Below are 16656 nucleotides of genomic sequence, written 5' to 3' on the forward strand. Positions count from 1 at the left end.
CTTGTCTATATTCTCCACCTATATAGCTAAACTATATAGGTGAGTGATATACATGACTCGTAGCCCTTTGAGGGTTCTGGTCACAGCCCAGGCGCCACGTCGGCGCCGGAGGAAGGTGATGATCGCGACCTGCGCCTACGCCCCAGGGGCAACCCCACGGCAGGACCCTGCTCGCAGTCCGTCCGCATCCGTCGGCACATGGACCCTGACGCATCGCCCGGAAGCCGCCGGAGAAGCCCGCAAGATCGCCACAGAGCTGCTGACCCAGTGGAGCGTCACCGAGGGCGCGGCCGACTCGGTCCTTCTGACCGTCTCCGAACTGGTCACCAACGCCGTGGAGCATGCCCGGCCCCCACTGAACTTCGGACTGAGCCTCGACCCGGGCACCCAGCGAGTGCACGTCGAGGTGTCCGACGGAGGCCCGGCCGCTGCGGACGGCGACTGGGCAGGCAGCTGAACCCCCGACGAGCACGGCCGCGGGCTGGAGATCGTCGATCAGCTCACCGCCGCGCACGGCGACCGTGCGGAACCCGGACGCGCCGTCCACTGGGCCGACGTCACCAGCGTGCCCTGACTCGACCGTGCGACAGGGACCGGCGCGCGCGATCGTCCCCGCGTCCCGTACGGAGCGGCGAGTGAGCATCGGGTACGCCCTCGCCTCAACCACCCGGCAGGCGTCGGCGAGCCGGCTCGAAACTCTCCTGCACACGCGGTCGGCGGCATCTCCATGGACGCCACCAAGCCGCCTTGAGGGGCGCTCGGTAGCCGAAGAAACGAGGGGACCGCCTTCCGACCTGCGACCCCCGCTGAGAGGTAACGCCTTGAACTGCCGTCGAGGTGTCGACGCTATCCACGTTGGTCATCGCCGGATGCCCGCCACCGGCCCCGAGACACCCTGCGCTCACTACCCGACGACAGGTTCCAGGACGAACACCGGGAACTGCCGCGAGGTCTTCTTCTGCATCTCGGCGTATCTGGGAAAGACAGCGACCGCGCGCCGCCACCACTCGGCCCTTTCCTCGCCGGTGGCCTCATGGGCCGTCATGTCCTGCTGTACGGAGCCGTCCTGGAGTTCGACATGCGGATCCGCCTTGACGTTGAAGTACCACAGCGGATGCCTGGGGGATCCGCCCAGCGAGCCGACCACCGCATAACGCCCCTCGTGCTCGACGCGCATCACCGGCACTTTGCGGATCTTGCCGGTCTTGGCGCCCCGGGTGCTCATCACCACCACGGGCCACCCCGTGTCCCACAGTGTCGTCCCCTTTGTCCCGCCGGAGCTCTCGTACTCCTCCACTTGCTCGCGCACCCACTGCGTCGTGCTGGGTCCGTACTCGCCCTCAAGAGGCATGGCACCCGTCCTCTCGTCGCAGGAAGGTCCTCACACCGGCACCAACGCCGCTGCAGCCATCAGACATTCCGGATATTGGGTGGCCTTCCAGGTGAACGTCCTGCCCTCGGTCGGGCCGGGCCGGTCGCCTGAGGCCAGCGCCCCGAGAACCCACTGGAGCTCGTCGTCACCTCGGGCAAGAACCAGGGCAGGCGCCCCTTGGTCGCCGCGGCCTACCGCCTCCTGGCCGAGGGCGAAACAGTCGAGCTCATGACCGGATTCTCTGCGGGGCTACACGCCTTGCTCTGTGAGTGTCACCTTCCGTCCGGTGCGTGCCGCTTCCCGGATCCGCTCCAGCATGCGGTGTCGCCGGACGGCGTGCCGGAAGTCGGGAACGCCTTCCTCGTCCGGCGCAAGGCACCCGGTGATCTGGTCGCGCAGAAGCGCGTACTCGTGGGCGACGTTGCAGGCGGGCTCGGCGGATCGCTCGGTCCACTGCGTCAGCGAGCGCTGATAGCGGACGGGAACCGGAAGCTCGGTCAGCGCGCCTTCTTCTACCCGGGCGCCGTACAGCCGCAGCCGCCCCTGGAACCACAGAGCCTGGTCGGCCTTGACGACGAGATCGCCCTCCGTGCCGTTGATCTCCCAATGAAACGCGGTGGCGCGGGAGGTCCCACCGCGAAAGTGCACCGCGGCCACGGCCCCCGACTCCAGCACACCAGTGACGGCGATCTGGTCCTCTGCGCTCTTGGCAGCGACCGCCCCGCTCGTGACGTGGACGACCTCCGGGCGCAGGTTCTCGATGAGAGCCGACAGCTCGCGGAACTCCCCGAGCACCATGGTCAGCGCGTCGACCGAGTGGCCGAAGGGGATCGACAGCAGTGTGGCGCCGCTCGTGACGTCCAGAATGTACGCATAGGTGTCGTCGTACGTAGCGCCCCCGATCCAGCCCGACCCGAGCATGCTGGTCGACAGCACCCGCCCCACATAGCCGTCGGCGACCAGGTCCCGCAGATACCGAAGCGGCGGAGCCGACCGGGCCTGCAGACCGACAGCCGTGAGCACACCCCTGCGATGCGCGAGGTCGGCCAGTTCTTCGGCCTGCGCGAGGTCGGCACCGAGCGGCCACTCGCTGAACACCATCTTGCCCGCTTCCAGCGCGGGTCGGATGAGCTCCAGGTGGTGCGGAACCTTCACCGTCACCACCACGAGGTCGACTTCCTCACTGCGGGCCAGCTCCTCTGCACTGGCGAAGGCCAGCGGCACCGCATACTTCTCGCCGGCCGCACGCGCCGACTCGGCGCTACTGGCGCTCAGCGCCCGCAACTCGTATCCGTCGAGCCCGGCCAGCGCCGGCACGTGGGCGGTGGCCGCCCACCCGCCGCTCGCGCTCAGCCCCACGACACCGACACGAATCAGCTCCCGATGAGGGGAAGTGGACGTCATGTGCACCCCAGCGTTCGCGACCGCCTGCTCTCTCACCTCACAACGGCTCATGGCCATGGAGGACACGGTCCAGGCATCACGTTCGGTTACATGTCGATCGGTTCGCCGCTCGTCAACGGCACCTCAACTCGGCGAGTTCGCTTCCCCACACCCTGCCCTGCGGTTCGTCGTCGCCGCCGAACCGGCTGAGGGCGCCCGAACCGTGACCGGCGCTACACCACGCCGAACTGCGGACGGCACAAGGCCGTTGTCATCCGACAGGGGCATCCCTACGCCAACCCGGCGATGGGCTGGCGCGGGCTGTACCGGGCGGGCATCCGCATCGGCCGCGACCACATCGCCTCCGTGGTCGACACCCTCGTCCTCGCCTACGCCCGCGCCGCGCTGCCACTGCTCCTGCTCTTCTCCATCGCGCAGAGCGGCGTGGGAACAGTCGCCGACAGCGCACTGGTCGCCGAGGAGACTGGGCGGTGTGCGGAGCTTTCCCGCCGCCGCAGCACGGGACCGGAACTGTTCCGTCCCAATGCGCCGATTCAGCCGAGCTCTTCCAGAGCGCTGGTGTAGTCGCGTAGCCAGTCGGTGTGGCCGCCGATGCCCCAGTCGTCGCGGTCGAGTTCGTTGATCGTCACCCAGACTCGACGAAGGTTCTCGGGGGTGCGCTCGCTGTTCTCGAGCCGCATGATGATCTCGGTGAAGTCGCGGATGATGCCCTGCTTGCCCAGGACGTCGAGGCGTCCGCTCAGGATGCGCACCTCGATGAAGTAGAACGGCTTCTCGTGATCCGGGCTGCCGCCGATATAGTCGGCGTCGGCAGCGACCTCGTAGACCCAGCCCTTCATGATCTTGCGAGCCGCGGGCGTCTCGGGCACCTTTTCCCAGAACATGAGCGCGTCTGTCAGGCGGGCCATGGTCTCGTGGCGCTGCTCGGTGGTGAGTGCGCCTTCTCGCACGGTCATGTTGATAAAGGGCATGACAGCCTCCTTAAACGTCGTGCAGCACCTTGAGCTGGACCTGGTCATGCCAGCGCCGGACGCTACTTTGTGAATTGGGTGGCATTCTCGGTGAGGAACTCCTCGACGGTCCGCGGCTCGCGGCCAAGTAGTCCCTAGGCCGAGTCGTGGCTGGTGGCGATGCTCGACAGCTTGGCCACGTGCGGACGGTCGGCACGGCGCCGCCGTTGCGGTATCAGATTTGCGCTCTGCCACCATCAATGAACAGTTCGATTCCCGTGACGAAGCTGGAGTCATCTGACGCCAGAAAAAGCGCCGCCTTGGCAACTTCGTCGGGCTGCCCCATGCGGCCCATCGGAATAGTGGACGCAATCTTCGCGATGGCGTCTTGAGGTTGCATCGCAACAAGTGGCGTTTCGATCGGGCCAGGGCTGAGGACATTGGAGCGGATACGGCGATCCTTCAGTTCCACGGTCCACCCCCGAACGAAATTCCGGATGGCGGCCTTGCTTGCGCCGTAGACCGAGAACGCCGCGGTCCCCTTGACGCTCGCAACGGAACCCGTGAGAATGATAGACGCGCCCTCGTTCAATAGCGGTAGGGCCTTTTGTACCGTGAAGAACGCCCCCTTCACGTTGACGTTGAAAATCTTGTCGAAATGCGCTTCCGTGGCCTCTTCCAGCGAAGCGAACTCACCTAGACCGGCGTTGGCGAAAAGGATATCGATTCGCCCCTTCGCCTTGACGGTCTCGTAGAGGCGATCCAGGTCAGCCAGTTCGGCGACGTCGCCCTGAACGCCGGACACGGCGCCTCCGATCTCCTTCACTGCGTCATCCAGTTGTTTCTGGCGGCGTCCGGTGATGAAGACATGGGCGCCCTCTTCGGCGAAGAGCTTTGCTGTGGCCAGCCCGATCCCCTCGGTGCCGCCGGTGATGACCGCTACCTTTCCCTGCAATTTGCCCATAATCACTACTCCCGATAGTGGTACATGCCGTTGACCGGAGGGCGCGGTTCATCCCGGACGCCGCGCATCTCAGTTTCGGGGGGTTCCAGCTGGAGCCGCTGCAGCCGCGCCGAACGGCGAATGGCGAATGTCGAATGGCGAATGGCGAATGGCGAATCGAATCACCATTCCGAGATCCCCCGGCATACCAGGCTCGCGGCAGCGACCCGCTCGCAGAACAAATCGACTGGTATCTGTCGCCGGAACACCGCGCCGACATCGAGCACGGCTGCCCGAACACGGGCTTCGCAGGCGACGTCCGCCGACTGGACCCGGCCGGCCACGCACGCTACGCGCAGGGCCTGGCTGCGAACCTCGACCGCTTCGCACAGATCGCCCAAGCACCCGGACTCCAGGAAGGCGAGCGGCGAGCGCGGGCCATCGCACTGTTCAGCGAGATGGCCGGGGCACTGCTTCTGTCACGCGCCGACGCCGACCCCGCCCTTGCCGACGAAATCCTCGACAGCGCGCGCACCGACGTGCACAGCCGCACCGGTGCCGCGTAGGGCCGTGTCCGAGCCGGCACAGCTGCGCTTCCCCACTCCACCGCATCCGGGTCAGAGCGGGGCCAGGACTGCGCAACAGAACCGGTGTGCGGTTCAGCCGCGACAGCCTCCGCGTGGATACCATCCACGGCCCTCTCTGCACGGACATGATCACGCCCCGTGGGCCCGCAAGCCCGGGCCGGCACGTGACCAACCACCGACATTCGATTCGGGCTGCACCGGGCTTTGCGGAAGATCGCCAGGACTTCAGACGGGCCACGCCCCGCCCCACCGGGGCCCGCGCCGTGGAGGGCGCGCGGCTGACCGTTCGCCGTGCCGGCGAGAGGTCGCGGCCGGGTGAGGGTCTGATCGGTCTCGTCACCCATGCGCCGGCGCCCAGCTGGGCGCGGTCGCCGAGGACCGGGATGCGCCGGCGTTCGCAGACCCGGATGATCCGGTGGGTGCGGACGGCGGTCAGGTCATGGGCACGGCCGGGCAGTGCAGCCGAGTAGTCGGCCCGGCCGTCACCGCCCCGGTCGCACGCCGCGAGGGTGCCGTCGAGCAGGACGTAGTCGGGGGCAGCTCCGCACAGGACGCGCAGCGGGCCAGGCACGCGGTCGGCGAGCAGGTCGATGACTGTCGTGGTGCAGGCGTGTGCCGTGCCGACGGCGATGCCGAAGCCGGCCACGAGCTGCGCAAGGGTGTCGTGCCTGCGCAGGTAGACCAGTCCAGCCAGGGCACGCTGATGCAGCGGGAGCTTGCTGCTCGGAATTGCCTCCGCATTGCCTCCGCATTGCCTGCGCCGCCTGTCGCCTTGATCGAGGGTCAGCGATCGCGTTCGAGGTGGGCTGGTTCAGTCCGGGATGGCAGCGTCGACCACGGCGGCTGCTACGGTGCGAGCCGCTGTCTCGGCGCTGGGGTCGCGGTCCAGCCAGGCGCTGATGCCGGCGCCGTCGTAGAGGATGACCAGTTGGTGGGCGAGCGACTTCGCGTCCTTGGCGCCGGCCTGCTGGGCGAGGCCGAAGAACAGCTCGTGCAGCCAGGTGCGGTAGTCCTGCGCAGCTTGTTCTACGACACCGCCGGGTGGGGCGTCGACACTCGCACCGATGAAGGCGCAGCCGCGGAAGCCCGGCTCGGTGAAAGACAGTCCCTGCACCTCGAACGCACCGACCAGGCGCTCTTTCGGGGTGTCGTAACGCGCTTCGAGCTCGCGCGTCATGCGCTCGACGGTCGCTGCGTGCCGCGCCTGGAGATAGGCCCGGACCAGGCCGTTCTTGCTGCCGAAAGCGCTGTACAGCGTCGCCTTGGCGACTCCGGCCTGCTCGATGACCCGGTCGATTCCGACCGATTGCACGCCCTCGGCGTAGAACAACTCGTCGGCGGCGGCCAGCAGCCGCGCACGCGCTGCCGCGCTGCGTTCCCGTGGTGAGAGCACCTTCTCAGACATGGGCAAACATTACCAGACAGGTCTGTCTGTCTTCAATTGATCGCCCGCAACCGTTGACGCATCCAGACAGGTCTGTCTAGGTTAGAAATTGCCAGACAGACCCGTCTGGATGGCATCTCGGAAAGGTGCATCCCATGTCTGTAGAGCGTGCGGACAACCTCGACCTGCATCCCATTACCGCCCTGGTCACCGGGGCCACGTCCGGCATCGGCCAGGCGGTCGCCAAGCGGCTCGCCGCGGACGGAATGTCCGTCATCGTGACCGGCCGCAACGTCCGACGCGGCGCCGACACCGTCAACGAGATCACCGCGGCCGGCGGCCACGCCCGGTTCGTCGCGGCGGACCTCGAGGACCCGGCCGGCATCGACCGGCTCGCCGCCGAGGTCGGGGAGGTCGACGTGCTGGTCAACAATGCCGGGCACGCCGTCTGGGCACCGACCGAGGAGATGAAGGCCTCCGACTACGACGCGATGTTCGCCGGCAACGTCCGCGCGCCCTTCTTCCTCGTGGCCGCGTTCGCCCCGGCGATGGCGGCGAAGGGATCGGGGAGCGTGATCAACATCGGCAGCATGGCCGGCAGCCTCGGCCTGGCCGGTGGCGCCGCCTACGGCGCGACCAAGGCTGCACTGGCGTCACTGACACGAGGCTGGACGGCCGAGTACAGCGGCCGCGGCGTCCGCTTCAACACCGTCGCCCCCGGCCCGGTCCACACCCGCCCCGAAGCCCGCGACCTGTTCGACGCGCTTGCCCGGACCACCGCGATGAAGCGCGCGGCCGAGCCCGCAGAGATCGCAGAAGCCGTCGCCTTCCTCGTCTCGCCGAAGGCCGGCTACATCACCGGCGCGACCATCGCCGTCGACGGCGGCCGCACCGCCATCTGAACCCGCCGGTTCTCAAGAGGACACCGTTCATGAGCAACACCGTGTACGGCCTGAACGTCGACGCCACCCAGGGGTCCGCCCGCTGGACGACGTTCGCCGACCCCGAAGGCAACGCATTCGACCTCACCGCCGGATGAGACACGAAATACAACCGAGAAGCACGACCCAGAGTCCGGGAGCGAACGCGTCCGCGACCAGGCCGCCCGGCACGCACCCACAGGAATTGAAATGAACAAGCCCGTTATTCTGATCACCGGAGCACTCAGCGGCATAGGCCGCGCCTCCGCCGTCGCCTTCGCCAAGAAGGGCGCGAACGTTGTCGTTGCCGGTCGCCGTGACAAGGCCGGCAACGCGCTCGCCGAGGAACTGCGCTCATTCGGTTCGGAGGCCGAGTTCATCAACGCCGACGTCCGCAAGGAAGACGACGTCCGCGCACTGGTCGACAAGACCGTCGCACGGTTCGGCCGACTGGATGTCGCGGTGAACAACGCAGGCACCGAAGGCCGGCCCGGCCCGATCACGGACCAGACCGCGGACACCTACGCCGCAACGTTCGACACGAACGTCCTCGGCGTCATCCTGAGCATGAAGCACCAAGTGCGCGTCATGCAGGGACAGGGCAGCGGCAGCATCGTCAACATCTCCTCGACCTACGGGCACGAGGGCGCGCCTGGGGCCTCCGTCTACGTCGGCAGCAAGCACGCCGTCGAAGGCATCACCAAGTCGGTGGCGCTGGAGGTCGCCACGTCGGGAATCCGCGTGAACGCGGTAGCCCCTGGCCCCACGGACACCGGCATGCTCACCCGCTTCACGGGCGCGCCGGAGAACAAGGCGGCGTTGGCGTCGGAAGTTCCGCTGGGCCGCCTCGGCCTCCCGGAGGAGCTTGCCGACGCAATCGTCTTCATCGCATCGGACGAAGCTTCATACATCACCGGCCACGTCCTCAACGTCGACGGCGGTCACACCGCCAACTGACCTGTTCAGGCGCGGGGTCTACTCCGCGCCCGGTCGACCGGGCATGAGTGGAACAGTTCTTCAGGGCGCCATCCGCATCCGCTCCCAGGAAGCCGGGAACGACCTGCTTGTCCTCGCCGAGGCCGGACGGCTGCAATCGACCTTCGCCCTCGGACGTCGGCGCTACGTGCTGCAAGACGGGCCCGCGACGCTCAACGAGGGGTGCAGCAGGTGGCGCCCCTCTCTCTTTACGGCTCCGACGGCTGCGTGGCGCCGGGCGGCCACCCAGCCCGAGGGACCCCATCGGTCAAGATCCGGACCATTCCCGGGCCATCGATCGCGCCAAAGCCGCGAAGGGCGCTGTTCACGCTGGTCAGTCGCGTGCTGCCGCTGTACCACCCGGGTCTGCGGGACAGGCGGCGTACTGGGCATGGTCGATCTGGACATGCCCGTTCCTTCCGGTCCGATGGCGCGTCGCGTTGCCGGTACCGGGCCGCGTCGGGCGGTCAGAATCGTGAGGACGCCACAACTGATCGGCGGGCCCCTATAGGGACACGCTCCGCCGGCCCGGCACCGACAACGCGATCGCTACGCAGTGCAGAGGCCGACATCTTCATTCACGACCGGTGCGGCTTCTCCACGGCTTGGGGCTCGGTGAGTGACACGCGTGGGGTGGCCTGAAGGAGCCACCCCACGAAGTCGCCTACTGTGCCTGCCGCTTCACGTACGCGACTGCGGTCATGCCAGCAGAGAAGACGAACGGCACGACGGCCCCGCCGGAGGCAACAGCGGTGAGCGGGGACTGCCCGAGAGCAGCAAAGCCGACCCCGGTGGTAAGCCCAACAATCAGGGAGATCAAAGCGATAACGACCACGTGGTACACGCGGTGGTCGCAGGTAGAAGTGGATGCGGACAAGGAAGGCCCTCCCAGGCATCGTCAGAGCGCCGTCACGGAACCAGGGCAGGAATCAACCCGCCGCCGGATCTGAGTCACGACGTCGCCGCCCAACGGGCGTCGCCATAGGAGAGCGCCGGCCAGGCGCCCCTATAGAAACTCTGCCGCCGCGCCGTGCCAGTCGGCCATCCGCACCGATGCACCTTGCCTTTCAAGAGTCTCGCCAACCACGTACATAGTAGCCAACACCACTGAGGTCCGCACGAGTTGACCGGGTCTCGGACATCGGCTGCATGGGTGACTCGATCGAGGCTCACCCGGCAACGCCGCCGACGCCAGAGGCGATGCGCATCGCCCTGCCGAAGGTCCGCGTTGACGTGGTGTGGCTGCGGGTCGAGGCGATCCTTCACGATCCTCGATACGACGATGGCGCCGAGCCGGTCCCGGCGCATGTGGCCGAACCAGATCATTGCCTTCGAGGGTGCGCCGTAGTTGCCAAAGCCCTCCGCCCCGGACCTGCACGCCGACCCCAACCAGCCTGCTCACCAATGCCGTTCGCGATAGCCCACCGCCGCGGACAGGCGAAGGCGGGCGGCAGACACTCGCCGGGATCGGACGGCCGTCACCGTCCCCCGGCCATGAGCCATGGCTGCGCCCGACTCACAGCAGGTTCCCTGAGTGGTTATGCGTGTCCCGCACGCAGGGCAGTTACCACCAACGCCGGTTCGCCGTTCAAGTCATTCGGTCGTCCGGCGCAGGGCGGTGTACTGCCCGTCGTGGCGCAGGGCGCCAGCGACCCGGCCGCCTCCCGGCCGAGCGCGGCCGGCCTGGGCGCCACCTGGGTCTCGGGCGCGACGACGTACTCGGCGTGGCTCGCCCGGCCCCAGGTCCAGCCGAGCACCTCGGCGCCGGTACCGGCCACCACGCCCGCGAAGTCGCCGCCCTGGCCGGAGGGGAACGTCGTGGGGAAGCGTTCGGCCAGCGCGCCTGAACGGATCGCCGCCTCACCGGGGTTGATCCCGGCCGCCGTAGCGGTCGAACCGGACGGCACGCATCGTCGTGGTCATCGTGAAGCCCCGGAGGTGAACGCCGCGGACAGGAAGTCGCTCACCCGCCGCAGCGCGGCTTCGCCTTCCTCCAGCATCGCGGCGAATGCCTGGAACAGGTGCGGGACACCGGGGGTGACCTCAAGGGTGACCGGGACGTCATCCGCGGCGGCGCGCGCTGCGAGCCTGACCGCGTCGTCGAGCAGCAGCTCGTTCGACCCGGCCTGGATCAGCAGCGGCGGCAGGCCGCGCAAGTCGGCGAACACGGGACTGATCAGCGGATCCGAAGCGTCGGCGGCACCCACGTAGTCCTTGGCTCGCACCGCGATGGCCTCCGGGCTGAACGACGGGTCGACCGCGGTCTTGGTCGTCATGCTCGCTCCGGTCAGCGTCAGGTCCGCATACGGCGAGAACAGGATGCCCACGGCCGGCATCGGGAGGCGGTGCTCGCGGGCGGAGACCAGCAGCGCCGCGACCAGGCCCGCGCCGGCGGACTCACCGACCACGGCGACACCCGCAGGGCCGGGGTCCCCGCTCCCGTCGAGCACGGCGCGGTAGGCGGCCAGGGCGTCGTCCAGCGCGGCCGGGTAGGGGTGCTCGGGTGCGAGCCGGTAGTCGACCGAGATGACCTTCATGCCGGTACGTCGGGCGACGTTCGAGGCGAGAGCGGCCGATGTGCGGGCCGAGCCGAGGACGTAGAAGCCGCCGTGGAACCACAGCAGCGTGCCTTTCGGGGCAACGCCGTCGATGCCGATCTCCAACACCGGGACACCGCCGAGGCTGCCGGGGGTGAGGATCACGTCGTTGGGCAGCGGGCGGGAGGTGAGCATGCGAGTGAAGACCGCCCGCTGCTGCAGGTGGTCGCCGCCGATCTCCAGCGGGCCGGTGCGGAACAGGGTGTCGAGCGCCTTGCGCTGTTCTCTACTCATGCACCCAGCGTCCTTCGCCAGGGAATATGCGGCAATGCCATATCCTGCATACCCTGTATGCGTGCCACGCATAGAGTCGGTCGACCTGAACCTCCTGGCCCCGCTGCACGCGCTGCTCGAAGAACGGCATGTCTCCCGCGCGGCGGCCCGGCTGCGCATGAGCCAGCCGTCGATGAGCCGGGCACTGCAACGCCTGCGCGCCATCCTCGGCGACGAGTTGCTCGTACGCGGTCCCGGCGGGTACCAGCTCACCCCGCGGGCCGAACGCATCCAGGCCGAGCTGCAGCACGCACTCCCGCGCCTGGAGCACGTCTTTTCCGGAGAGACCTTCGACCCGGCCACGGCGGCACGCGCGTTCCGGCTGGCCGGAACCGACTACACCGTCTCACTGCTCAGCGGAACGCTGCTCGGGCGGGTATTCGAGCAGTCGCCCGGCTCGACGATGCTCTTCACCCGCTGGCACCATGCCGTGTTCGCCGAGGCCGAACACGGCATGGTGGACCTGCTCATCCACGGCGGCACATCGCCAACCCCACTGCGCTCGCACGCACTGTTCGACGAGGGGTACTCCTGCCTGATCTCCAGTCACCATCCGCTGGCACAGCGTCGTGCCATGTCGCTGGAGGACTACCTGGGCTGTGCCCATATCGTCGTCGACGTCATGGACGGACGGCAAGGGCACGTCGACCGGCGCCTCGAAGCGCTGGGCAGGCCGAGGCGGGCGAGTGTGACCGTGCCCTACCACGCGGCGGCCGCCAGCGCGGTCCCGGGTACCTCGCTGGTGGCGACCCTGCCGACGAGGTTCGCCATCCAGCACGCGGCTCCGGGTGTCACCACCGTCATCCCGGCGCCGGACGAGATCGGTCCGATGAGCTACGCGATGTCCTGGCATCCCCGCCTGGACGACGACGCCGCACATCGCTGGCTCCGCGACACGATCATCTCGACGCTGAACCCCAGCTGATACAGACACGCCTGCAGCGCGCCGGGCCTTTTCGTTCGTTCTCTTCCTCTTCCGGACGGGTGGTCAGGCTGAAGAGCGCAGGTGGATGCACTGTCCGTCGCGGTCGAGAATGATCAGTGACCGCGTCGCAGGACGGTGAAGGGTGAGGTGCTCGGTGGCCGCGTAGCGCTCGATGCTCAGCGGGCCGTCGATCTCCTGGCCGCACTCACCCCGCTCTGGCCGAGGCGGTGCGAGCTGCCTCGGCCAGAGCGTTCGCCCTTCTGGACGGAACTCTGCTGCCGATCGACCGCATAGCTGCCGACCAGCCCCTCTGCTCTGGAAGACACAAGAAGCACGGTATGAATGTGCACGTCGTCGCCGATCACTCGACTTCGAAGCCGTGCAGGACGGTCATTCTGGACCCACAACCGTAAGGCGCACCGTGTCGCCGGCCGACGGCGCGGGCCAAGTCCCGGGTGATCGCCCGCATGGGACGTCCTGCCCCTTCTACCCACCTGCCGAGTCGAAGCGCTGCCGGGCGGCCTCGATGTGGTCCAGGTGGCTCCGGGTCCAGTGGCAGATGCCGTGAACGGTCTGCTGCAGCTCTCGCCCGGCATCGGTCAGGCAATAGTCCACCCGAGGGGGCACGGTGGCGTACGGCGTGCGATTCACGATGCCGTCCCGCTCCAGATTGCGCAGAGTCTGGGCGAGCATCTTGTGGCTGACACCGTTCATCCGCGCCTTGATCTGGCTGAACCGCAGCGTCTCGGTGCCCAGTGTCTCGATGATCAGGAGAGCCCATTTGTTGGCGATGTTCGCGAAAACCGAGTTGGCGAGCGCGCCGACGTTTTCAGATACCTCTGACATGGTGTTTTCGGCAGTCACGTCCGTTCCCCCATGCGGCAGACAGGCTTTTGCGAGACCAGACTAACTCTCCTCGGGTTCTTAAGTAACTCATGGAGAGCATTGGGTTGCGGCCTTCGCAGTGGTCCGGCCGCCGGGGCCTTCCATGCCGGCCGGCGCGACCGGGGAGTACGCGAGCGAGCCGTGATCGCCAGAGCCGGCTTCCGTCATCCCGGAATGTCAGGTCTGGCGGGTCACACCGTCACCGTACTGTGGAGCCCAAGGCTCTCACAGGCGGTCCTCGGCCGGGGGCTCTCGACGGGCGCGGTCAGTGGTCGGCGCGCGATGACCGCACAACACGGCTGCGTTCCAGTTGGTGCGATCAGCAAGCGGCCGATTGGTGCGATCAGCGAGCTGCCGACCCCTTCCAACGGCAGTCGCTCTGACACGAGATCCTGCCAGGGAAACGATGGCTCGTCTCTTTGACGCAGCTCGGCACCCAGAGCAGTTCGCCGGTCCGGGAATGGTCCCGATCTTGATTGAGAGACGAGTCCGGCATGCTCGGACTCACAGCGGCCGCCGCCTCGCCCAGAGCTTATGTGCACTGCTCAGTGACGTGCCGGCGCCGAACCACCAGCAGACGAATGATCCACTGTCCCCCGAGGCCGAAGACGTGGCCCTGGATGCTGGATCCGGGCGTTTGCCATGCGGACCTGGTGGGCGAGGGTGACGAGGTCGACCAGCCAGGCCAGCCCGCACAGGCCGAGGGTGCATAGGTACAAGAGTCCGCGGCGGTTCTTGCCGAGGTAGAAGCAGTGCGCTCCGAACAGGCCCAGGGCGGACCACCACAGGTACGCGACGAGGGCCGACTTCGGAGTGCTTGGTGTGGGGCTCTGAGCCGTGTGGCGGGGATGCCTCGGCTCTACCGGAGCCGCTGACGGACGTCGCCTCGACAACTCGGATGGGCTGTGCCGGGCGGGGTGACGGGGTGACGGGCGCCGGAGCGGAGGCGGACAGACGGCGTTCGTGGGCTGAGGCGCGCCTTCGACCGACAGGTGCGGGAGGATCCGGTCCAGCCAGCCCGGTAGCCACCAGTTGGCGCGCCCGAGCAGGTGCATCACCGCGGGGACGAGCAGGGTCCGCAGGACGAAGGCGTCGATGGCGACCGCGGCGGTCAGGCCGACGCCGAACTCGGCGATGACGCGCTGGCCGCCGAGGACGAAGGCGGTGAACACGCAGATCATGATCATGGCGGCGGCGGTGATCATTCGGCCGGTCTCGGCCTGGCCGGTACGGACCGCATGATGGTTGTCGTGGGTGTGTTCCCACTCCTCGTGCATGCGGCTGACCAGGAACACCTGGTAGTCCATGGAGAGACCGAAGAGGATCGCCAGCATGATCAGCGGCAGGATGGCCTCCACCGGGCCGGCCTTGCCGACGCCCAACTGCGCGGCTCCCCAGCCCCATTGGAAGACCGCCACGACCACGCCGAAGGACGCCGCCGAGGCGAGCAGGTTCATCACAGCGGCGGTGAGCGGCACAAGGAGGCTGCGGAAGGCGAGCAGCAGCAGGGTGCAGCCGAGCAGCACGATCACCCCGACAAAGAGCGGCAGCTTTCCGGCGAGCACGGTGGCGAGGTCCTCGGAGGCCGCCGGTGTCCCGCTGGCGTAGACCTTCAGCGTGGAGCCCTTCTCTGCGGCGGGGATCACATCTTTGCGCAGGTGGTTGAGCAGGGTGCTGGTGGCCCGGGACTGGGGAGCGCTGTCCGGGATCACCTGGATGACCTCAAGTCCAGCGGTGGGGTGCGGCGGTGCCTGTACCGACGCGACACCGGGGGTGTTCCCGAGAGTGGACACCAGGGTGGTGACGCGGGGCGCGTCGCTTGCCCGGCCCAGTTGGGCGACCAGCACCAGCGGGCCGTTGGAACCAGCGCCGAAGCCCTGGGCGAGCAGGTCGTAGGCGCTTCTGGTGGTCGTGCCCTTCGGATCGTTCCCGGCATCTGCGGTACCCAGCCGCAGGGACAGGGCGGGGATGGACAGCACCGCGACGACAACGAGGGCGAGGAACCCCAGCACCGCTTTGCGGCGGCCGACCAGATCGGCCCAGCGTCCCCAGAATCCGGTCGCCGCGTTCGTCCGTGGACCGTGGGCAGCGAGGGACCGCCGCTGACGCTTGGTGAGGAGCCTGTGGCCGAACAGGCCGAGGAGCGCGGGCAGCAGCGTCACGGCGGCGGTCATGGTGGCGGTTACGGCGGTCGCGGCGCTGATCCCCATGCCGGTCAGCGGGCTGATGTTCAGGACGAGCAGGCCGAGCAGGGCGACGACTACGGTGCCACCGGCGAAGAGCACCGCACGCCCTGAGGTGTTCATGGCATGCACGGCGGCGTCCTCGGGGTGCAGGCCGACACGCAGGTTGTTGCGGTACCGGGTGACGATGAACAGCGCGTAGTCGATGCCGACGCCGAGCCCGAGAAGGGCCGCCACCGTGGGGGCGATGCTGCCCAGTGTCGTCACGTGGGAGAGCAGGCCGACCGTGAGCAGACCGGCGCCGAGCCCGGCGACGGCGACCAGCAGCGGCACCAGCATGCCGAGCAGTGAGCCGAAGGCGACGAACAGGATGATGCCCGCGGCCGCCAGGGCGATCAGCTCGGTGCTCTGGGTCGTGCCTTGGGCAGCGTCGGTGACTGCCTGTCCGCCGAGTTCCACTTGGAGGTGCGTACCTCCTGCGGACCGGGCGGTGTCCACAACCCGGGTGACGTCCGCGGCCGGTATGCGGTCGGCGGGCGCGTCGAACGTCACCGTGGCGTAGGCGGTGCGGCCGTCCTTGCTGATCTGGTCCGCGCCTGCGGCGCCGTACATGCCGGCCACGGAGGTGACCGATGGCAGGGCCGCGACCTTGGTCAGCATTGCGTTCACCCTGTGCCGGACGTCGGCATCACGTACCGAGCCGCTGCGGACGTGCACCACGATCTGGTCGGTGTCACCCGCCTGCTTCGGCGCGGAGGCTTGGAGCAGGGTCTGGGCTCTGGCCGACTCCGTGTCCGGCAGGCTGAAGGCGTCGGAGTAGCTGGTGCCCAGCTTCGCGTACTGCAGGGCAAGGGCGGTCAGCAGGGCGACCCAGATTCCGAGGACTACGAAGCGGTGTCGGAAGCACCATCTGGCTAGCACGCGCATGGCGGCACACTCTTCTGGTCAGGTTTCGGGCAGGAAGGCGGCTGGCGGGTCGCACTGGTGCGACCGCCTCACTCGGCGACGCAGGCAGCTGCGGAGGCCGCGTCGCAGGCGGTGAGCGCGGCGCCGAGCATCGTGATCAGGGCCAGGGCCAGGGCCGGCACCCGGTGCCGGTGCGGCGCGCTCGTGTGGGTCGTCATGGCAGGGAAACTCCTCGCATCATCAGCTGATGGCTGCTCGTCGGGGACGGCACCAGCCTCGCTTCGGCGAGCTGCACGGACACTGGAGCTGGGGAGCCGTTCGGGGGTGGAGAAAACCCCACCGGGGGTGGAGG

The 16656-nt window shown here is 68.1% G+C and carries 15 protein-coding genes and 3 pseudogenes; 7 read left to right on the forward strand and 11 right to left on the reverse strand.

Annotated features, from left to right (window positions below; all coding sequences use genetic code 11):
- The first annotated feature begins 118 nt into the window (after positions 1 to 118).
- Positions 119 to 457, forward strand: coding sequence for an ATP-binding protein (locus AQI95_RS24150; RefSeq protein WP_244188829.1), 339 nt, complete (start codon positions 119 to 121; stop codon positions 455 to 457).
- Positions 458 to 904: 447 nt separating this feature from the next.
- On the opposite strand, the gene AQI95_RS24155 is transcribed toward AQI95_RS24150, so the two are convergent.
- Positions 905 to 1351 (reverse strand): nitroreductase family deazaflavin-dependent oxidoreductase, encoded by a 447-nt coding sequence (locus tag AQI95_RS24155; RefSeq protein ID WP_067127365.1) that lies wholly within the window; start codon positions 1349 to 1351, stop codon positions 905 to 907.
- A gap of 270 nt (positions 1352 to 1621) precedes the next feature.
- Positions 1622 to 2776, reverse strand: a complete 1155-nt coding sequence (locus AQI95_RS24160) for a Gfo/Idh/MocA family oxidoreductase (RefSeq protein ID WP_067127368.1) — start codon at positions 2774 to 2776, stop codon at positions 1622 to 1624.
- Between the two features lie 273 nt (positions 2777 to 3049).
- Here AQI95_RS24160 and AQI95_RS24165 point away from each other — a divergent pair.
- A pseudogene (locus AQI95_RS24165) lies at positions 3050 to 3247 on the forward strand (YibE/F family protein); the annotation flags it as partial.
- 62 nt (positions 3248 to 3309) lie between these two features.
- Here AQI95_RS24165 and AQI95_RS24170 read toward each other — a convergent pair.
- Together AQI95_RS24170 and AQI95_RS24175 are read right to left on the reverse strand one after the other, a co-directional pair.
- The gene (locus AQI95_RS24170) at positions 3310 to 3747 is read right to left on the reverse strand and encodes a tautomerase family protein (RefSeq protein ID WP_159056562.1); all 438 of its coding nucleotides are present in this window, start codon (positions 3745 to 3747) and stop codon (positions 3310 to 3312) included.
- A gap of 214 nt (positions 3748 to 3961) precedes the next feature.
- The gene (locus AQI95_RS24175) at positions 3962 to 4690 is read right to left on the reverse strand and encodes an SDR family NAD(P)-dependent oxidoreductase (protein ID WP_067127377.1); all 729 of its coding nucleotides are present in this window, start codon (positions 4688 to 4690) and stop codon (positions 3962 to 3964) included.
- A gap of 134 nt (positions 4691 to 4824) precedes the next feature.
- On the opposite strand from AQI95_RS24175, the gene AQI95_RS47405 reads away from it, so the two are divergent.
- Positions 4825 to 5235: a hypothetical protein gene (locus AQI95_RS47405; protein WP_067127380.1), complete on the forward strand. Its 411-nt coding sequence runs from the start codon at positions 4825 to 4827 to the stop codon at positions 5233 to 5235.
- Positions 5236 to 5426: 191 nt separating this feature from the next.
- On the opposite strand, the pseudogene AQI95_RS45140 reads toward AQI95_RS47405, so the two are convergent.
- Positions 5427 to 5974, reverse strand: a pseudogene (locus AQI95_RS45140) (transposase); the annotation flags it as partial.
- A gap of 93 nt (positions 5975 to 6067) precedes the next feature.
- Positions 6068 to 6661, reverse strand: a complete 594-nt coding sequence (locus AQI95_RS24185; protein WP_067127383.1) for a TetR/AcrR family transcriptional regulator — start codon at positions 6659 to 6661, stop codon at positions 6068 to 6070.
- A gap of 134 nt (positions 6662 to 6795) precedes the next feature.
- Here AQI95_RS24185 and AQI95_RS24190 point away from each other — a divergent pair, with 134 nt between their 5' ends.
- Together AQI95_RS24190 and AQI95_RS24195 are read left to right on the forward strand one after the other, a co-directional pair.
- Positions 6796 to 7542, forward strand: coding sequence for an SDR family NAD(P)-dependent oxidoreductase (locus tag AQI95_RS24190; RefSeq protein WP_067127386.1), 747 nt, complete (start codon positions 6796 to 6798; stop codon positions 7540 to 7542).
- A 228-nt stretch (positions 7543 to 7770) separates the two neighbouring features.
- Positions 7771 to 8517 (forward strand): SDR family NAD(P)-dependent oxidoreductase, encoded by a 747-nt coding sequence (locus tag AQI95_RS24195; protein ID WP_067127389.1) that lies wholly within the window; start codon positions 7771 to 7773, stop codon positions 8515 to 8517.
- A 1556-nt stretch (positions 8518 to 10073) separates the two neighbouring features.
- On the opposite strand, the gene AQI95_RS50170 is transcribed toward AQI95_RS24195, so the two are convergent.
- Positions 10074 to 10442: an MDR/zinc-dependent alcohol dehydrogenase-like family protein gene (locus AQI95_RS50170; RefSeq protein ID WP_067127395.1), complete on the reverse strand. Its 369-nt coding sequence runs from the start codon at positions 10440 to 10442 to the stop codon at positions 10074 to 10076.
- 12 nt (positions 10443 to 10454) lie between these two features.
- The gene (locus AQI95_RS24210) at positions 10455 to 11366 is read right to left on the reverse strand and encodes an alpha/beta hydrolase (protein ID WP_067127397.1); all 912 of its coding nucleotides are present in this window, start codon (positions 11364 to 11366) and stop codon (positions 10455 to 10457) included.
- Between the two features lie 61 nt (positions 11367 to 11427).
- Between AQI95_RS24210 and AQI95_RS24215 the strand changes: the two genes are divergently transcribed.
- Both AQI95_RS24215 and AQI95_RS45145 read left to right on the forward strand, forming a co-directional pair.
- Positions 11428 to 12330, forward strand: a complete 903-nt coding sequence (locus AQI95_RS24215; protein ID WP_107121721.1) for a LysR family transcriptional regulator — start codon at positions 11428 to 11430, stop codon at positions 12328 to 12330.
- A gap of 183 nt (positions 12331 to 12513) precedes the next feature.
- Positions 12514 to 12692 (forward strand): annotated as a pseudogene (locus AQI95_RS45145) (IS5/IS1182 family transposase); the annotation flags it as partial.
- Between the two features lie 124 nt (positions 12693 to 12816).
- Here AQI95_RS45145 and AQI95_RS24220 read toward each other — a convergent pair.
- The 3 genes from AQI95_RS24220 to AQI95_RS49875 all read right to left on the reverse strand — a co-directional run bounded on the left by AQI95_RS24220 (position 12817) and on the right by AQI95_RS49875 (position 16522).
- Complete coding sequence (locus tag AQI95_RS24220; protein ID WP_067127403.1) at positions 12817 to 13176, reverse strand: winged helix-turn-helix transcriptional regulator; 360 nt, start codon at positions 13174 to 13176, stop codon at positions 12817 to 12819.
- A 584-nt stretch (positions 13177 to 13760) separates the two neighbouring features.
- The gene (locus tag AQI95_RS24225; RefSeq protein WP_067127406.1) at positions 13761 to 16325 is read right to left on the reverse strand and encodes an MMPL family transporter; all 2565 of its coding nucleotides are present in this window, start codon (positions 16323 to 16325) and stop codon (positions 13761 to 13763) included.
- A gap of 68 nt (positions 16326 to 16393) precedes the next feature.
- The gene (locus tag AQI95_RS49875) at positions 16394 to 16522 is read right to left on the reverse strand and encodes a hypothetical protein (protein WP_279617021.1); all 129 of its coding nucleotides are present in this window, start codon (positions 16520 to 16522) and stop codon (positions 16394 to 16396) included.
- Positions 16523 to 16656 lie beyond the last annotated feature (134 nt).

The sequence above is a fragment of the Streptomyces yokosukanensis genome (assembly GCF_001514035.1).
Taxonomy (GTDB): domain Bacteria; phylum Actinomycetota; class Actinomycetes; order Streptomycetales; family Streptomycetaceae; genus Streptomyces; species Streptomyces yokosukanensis.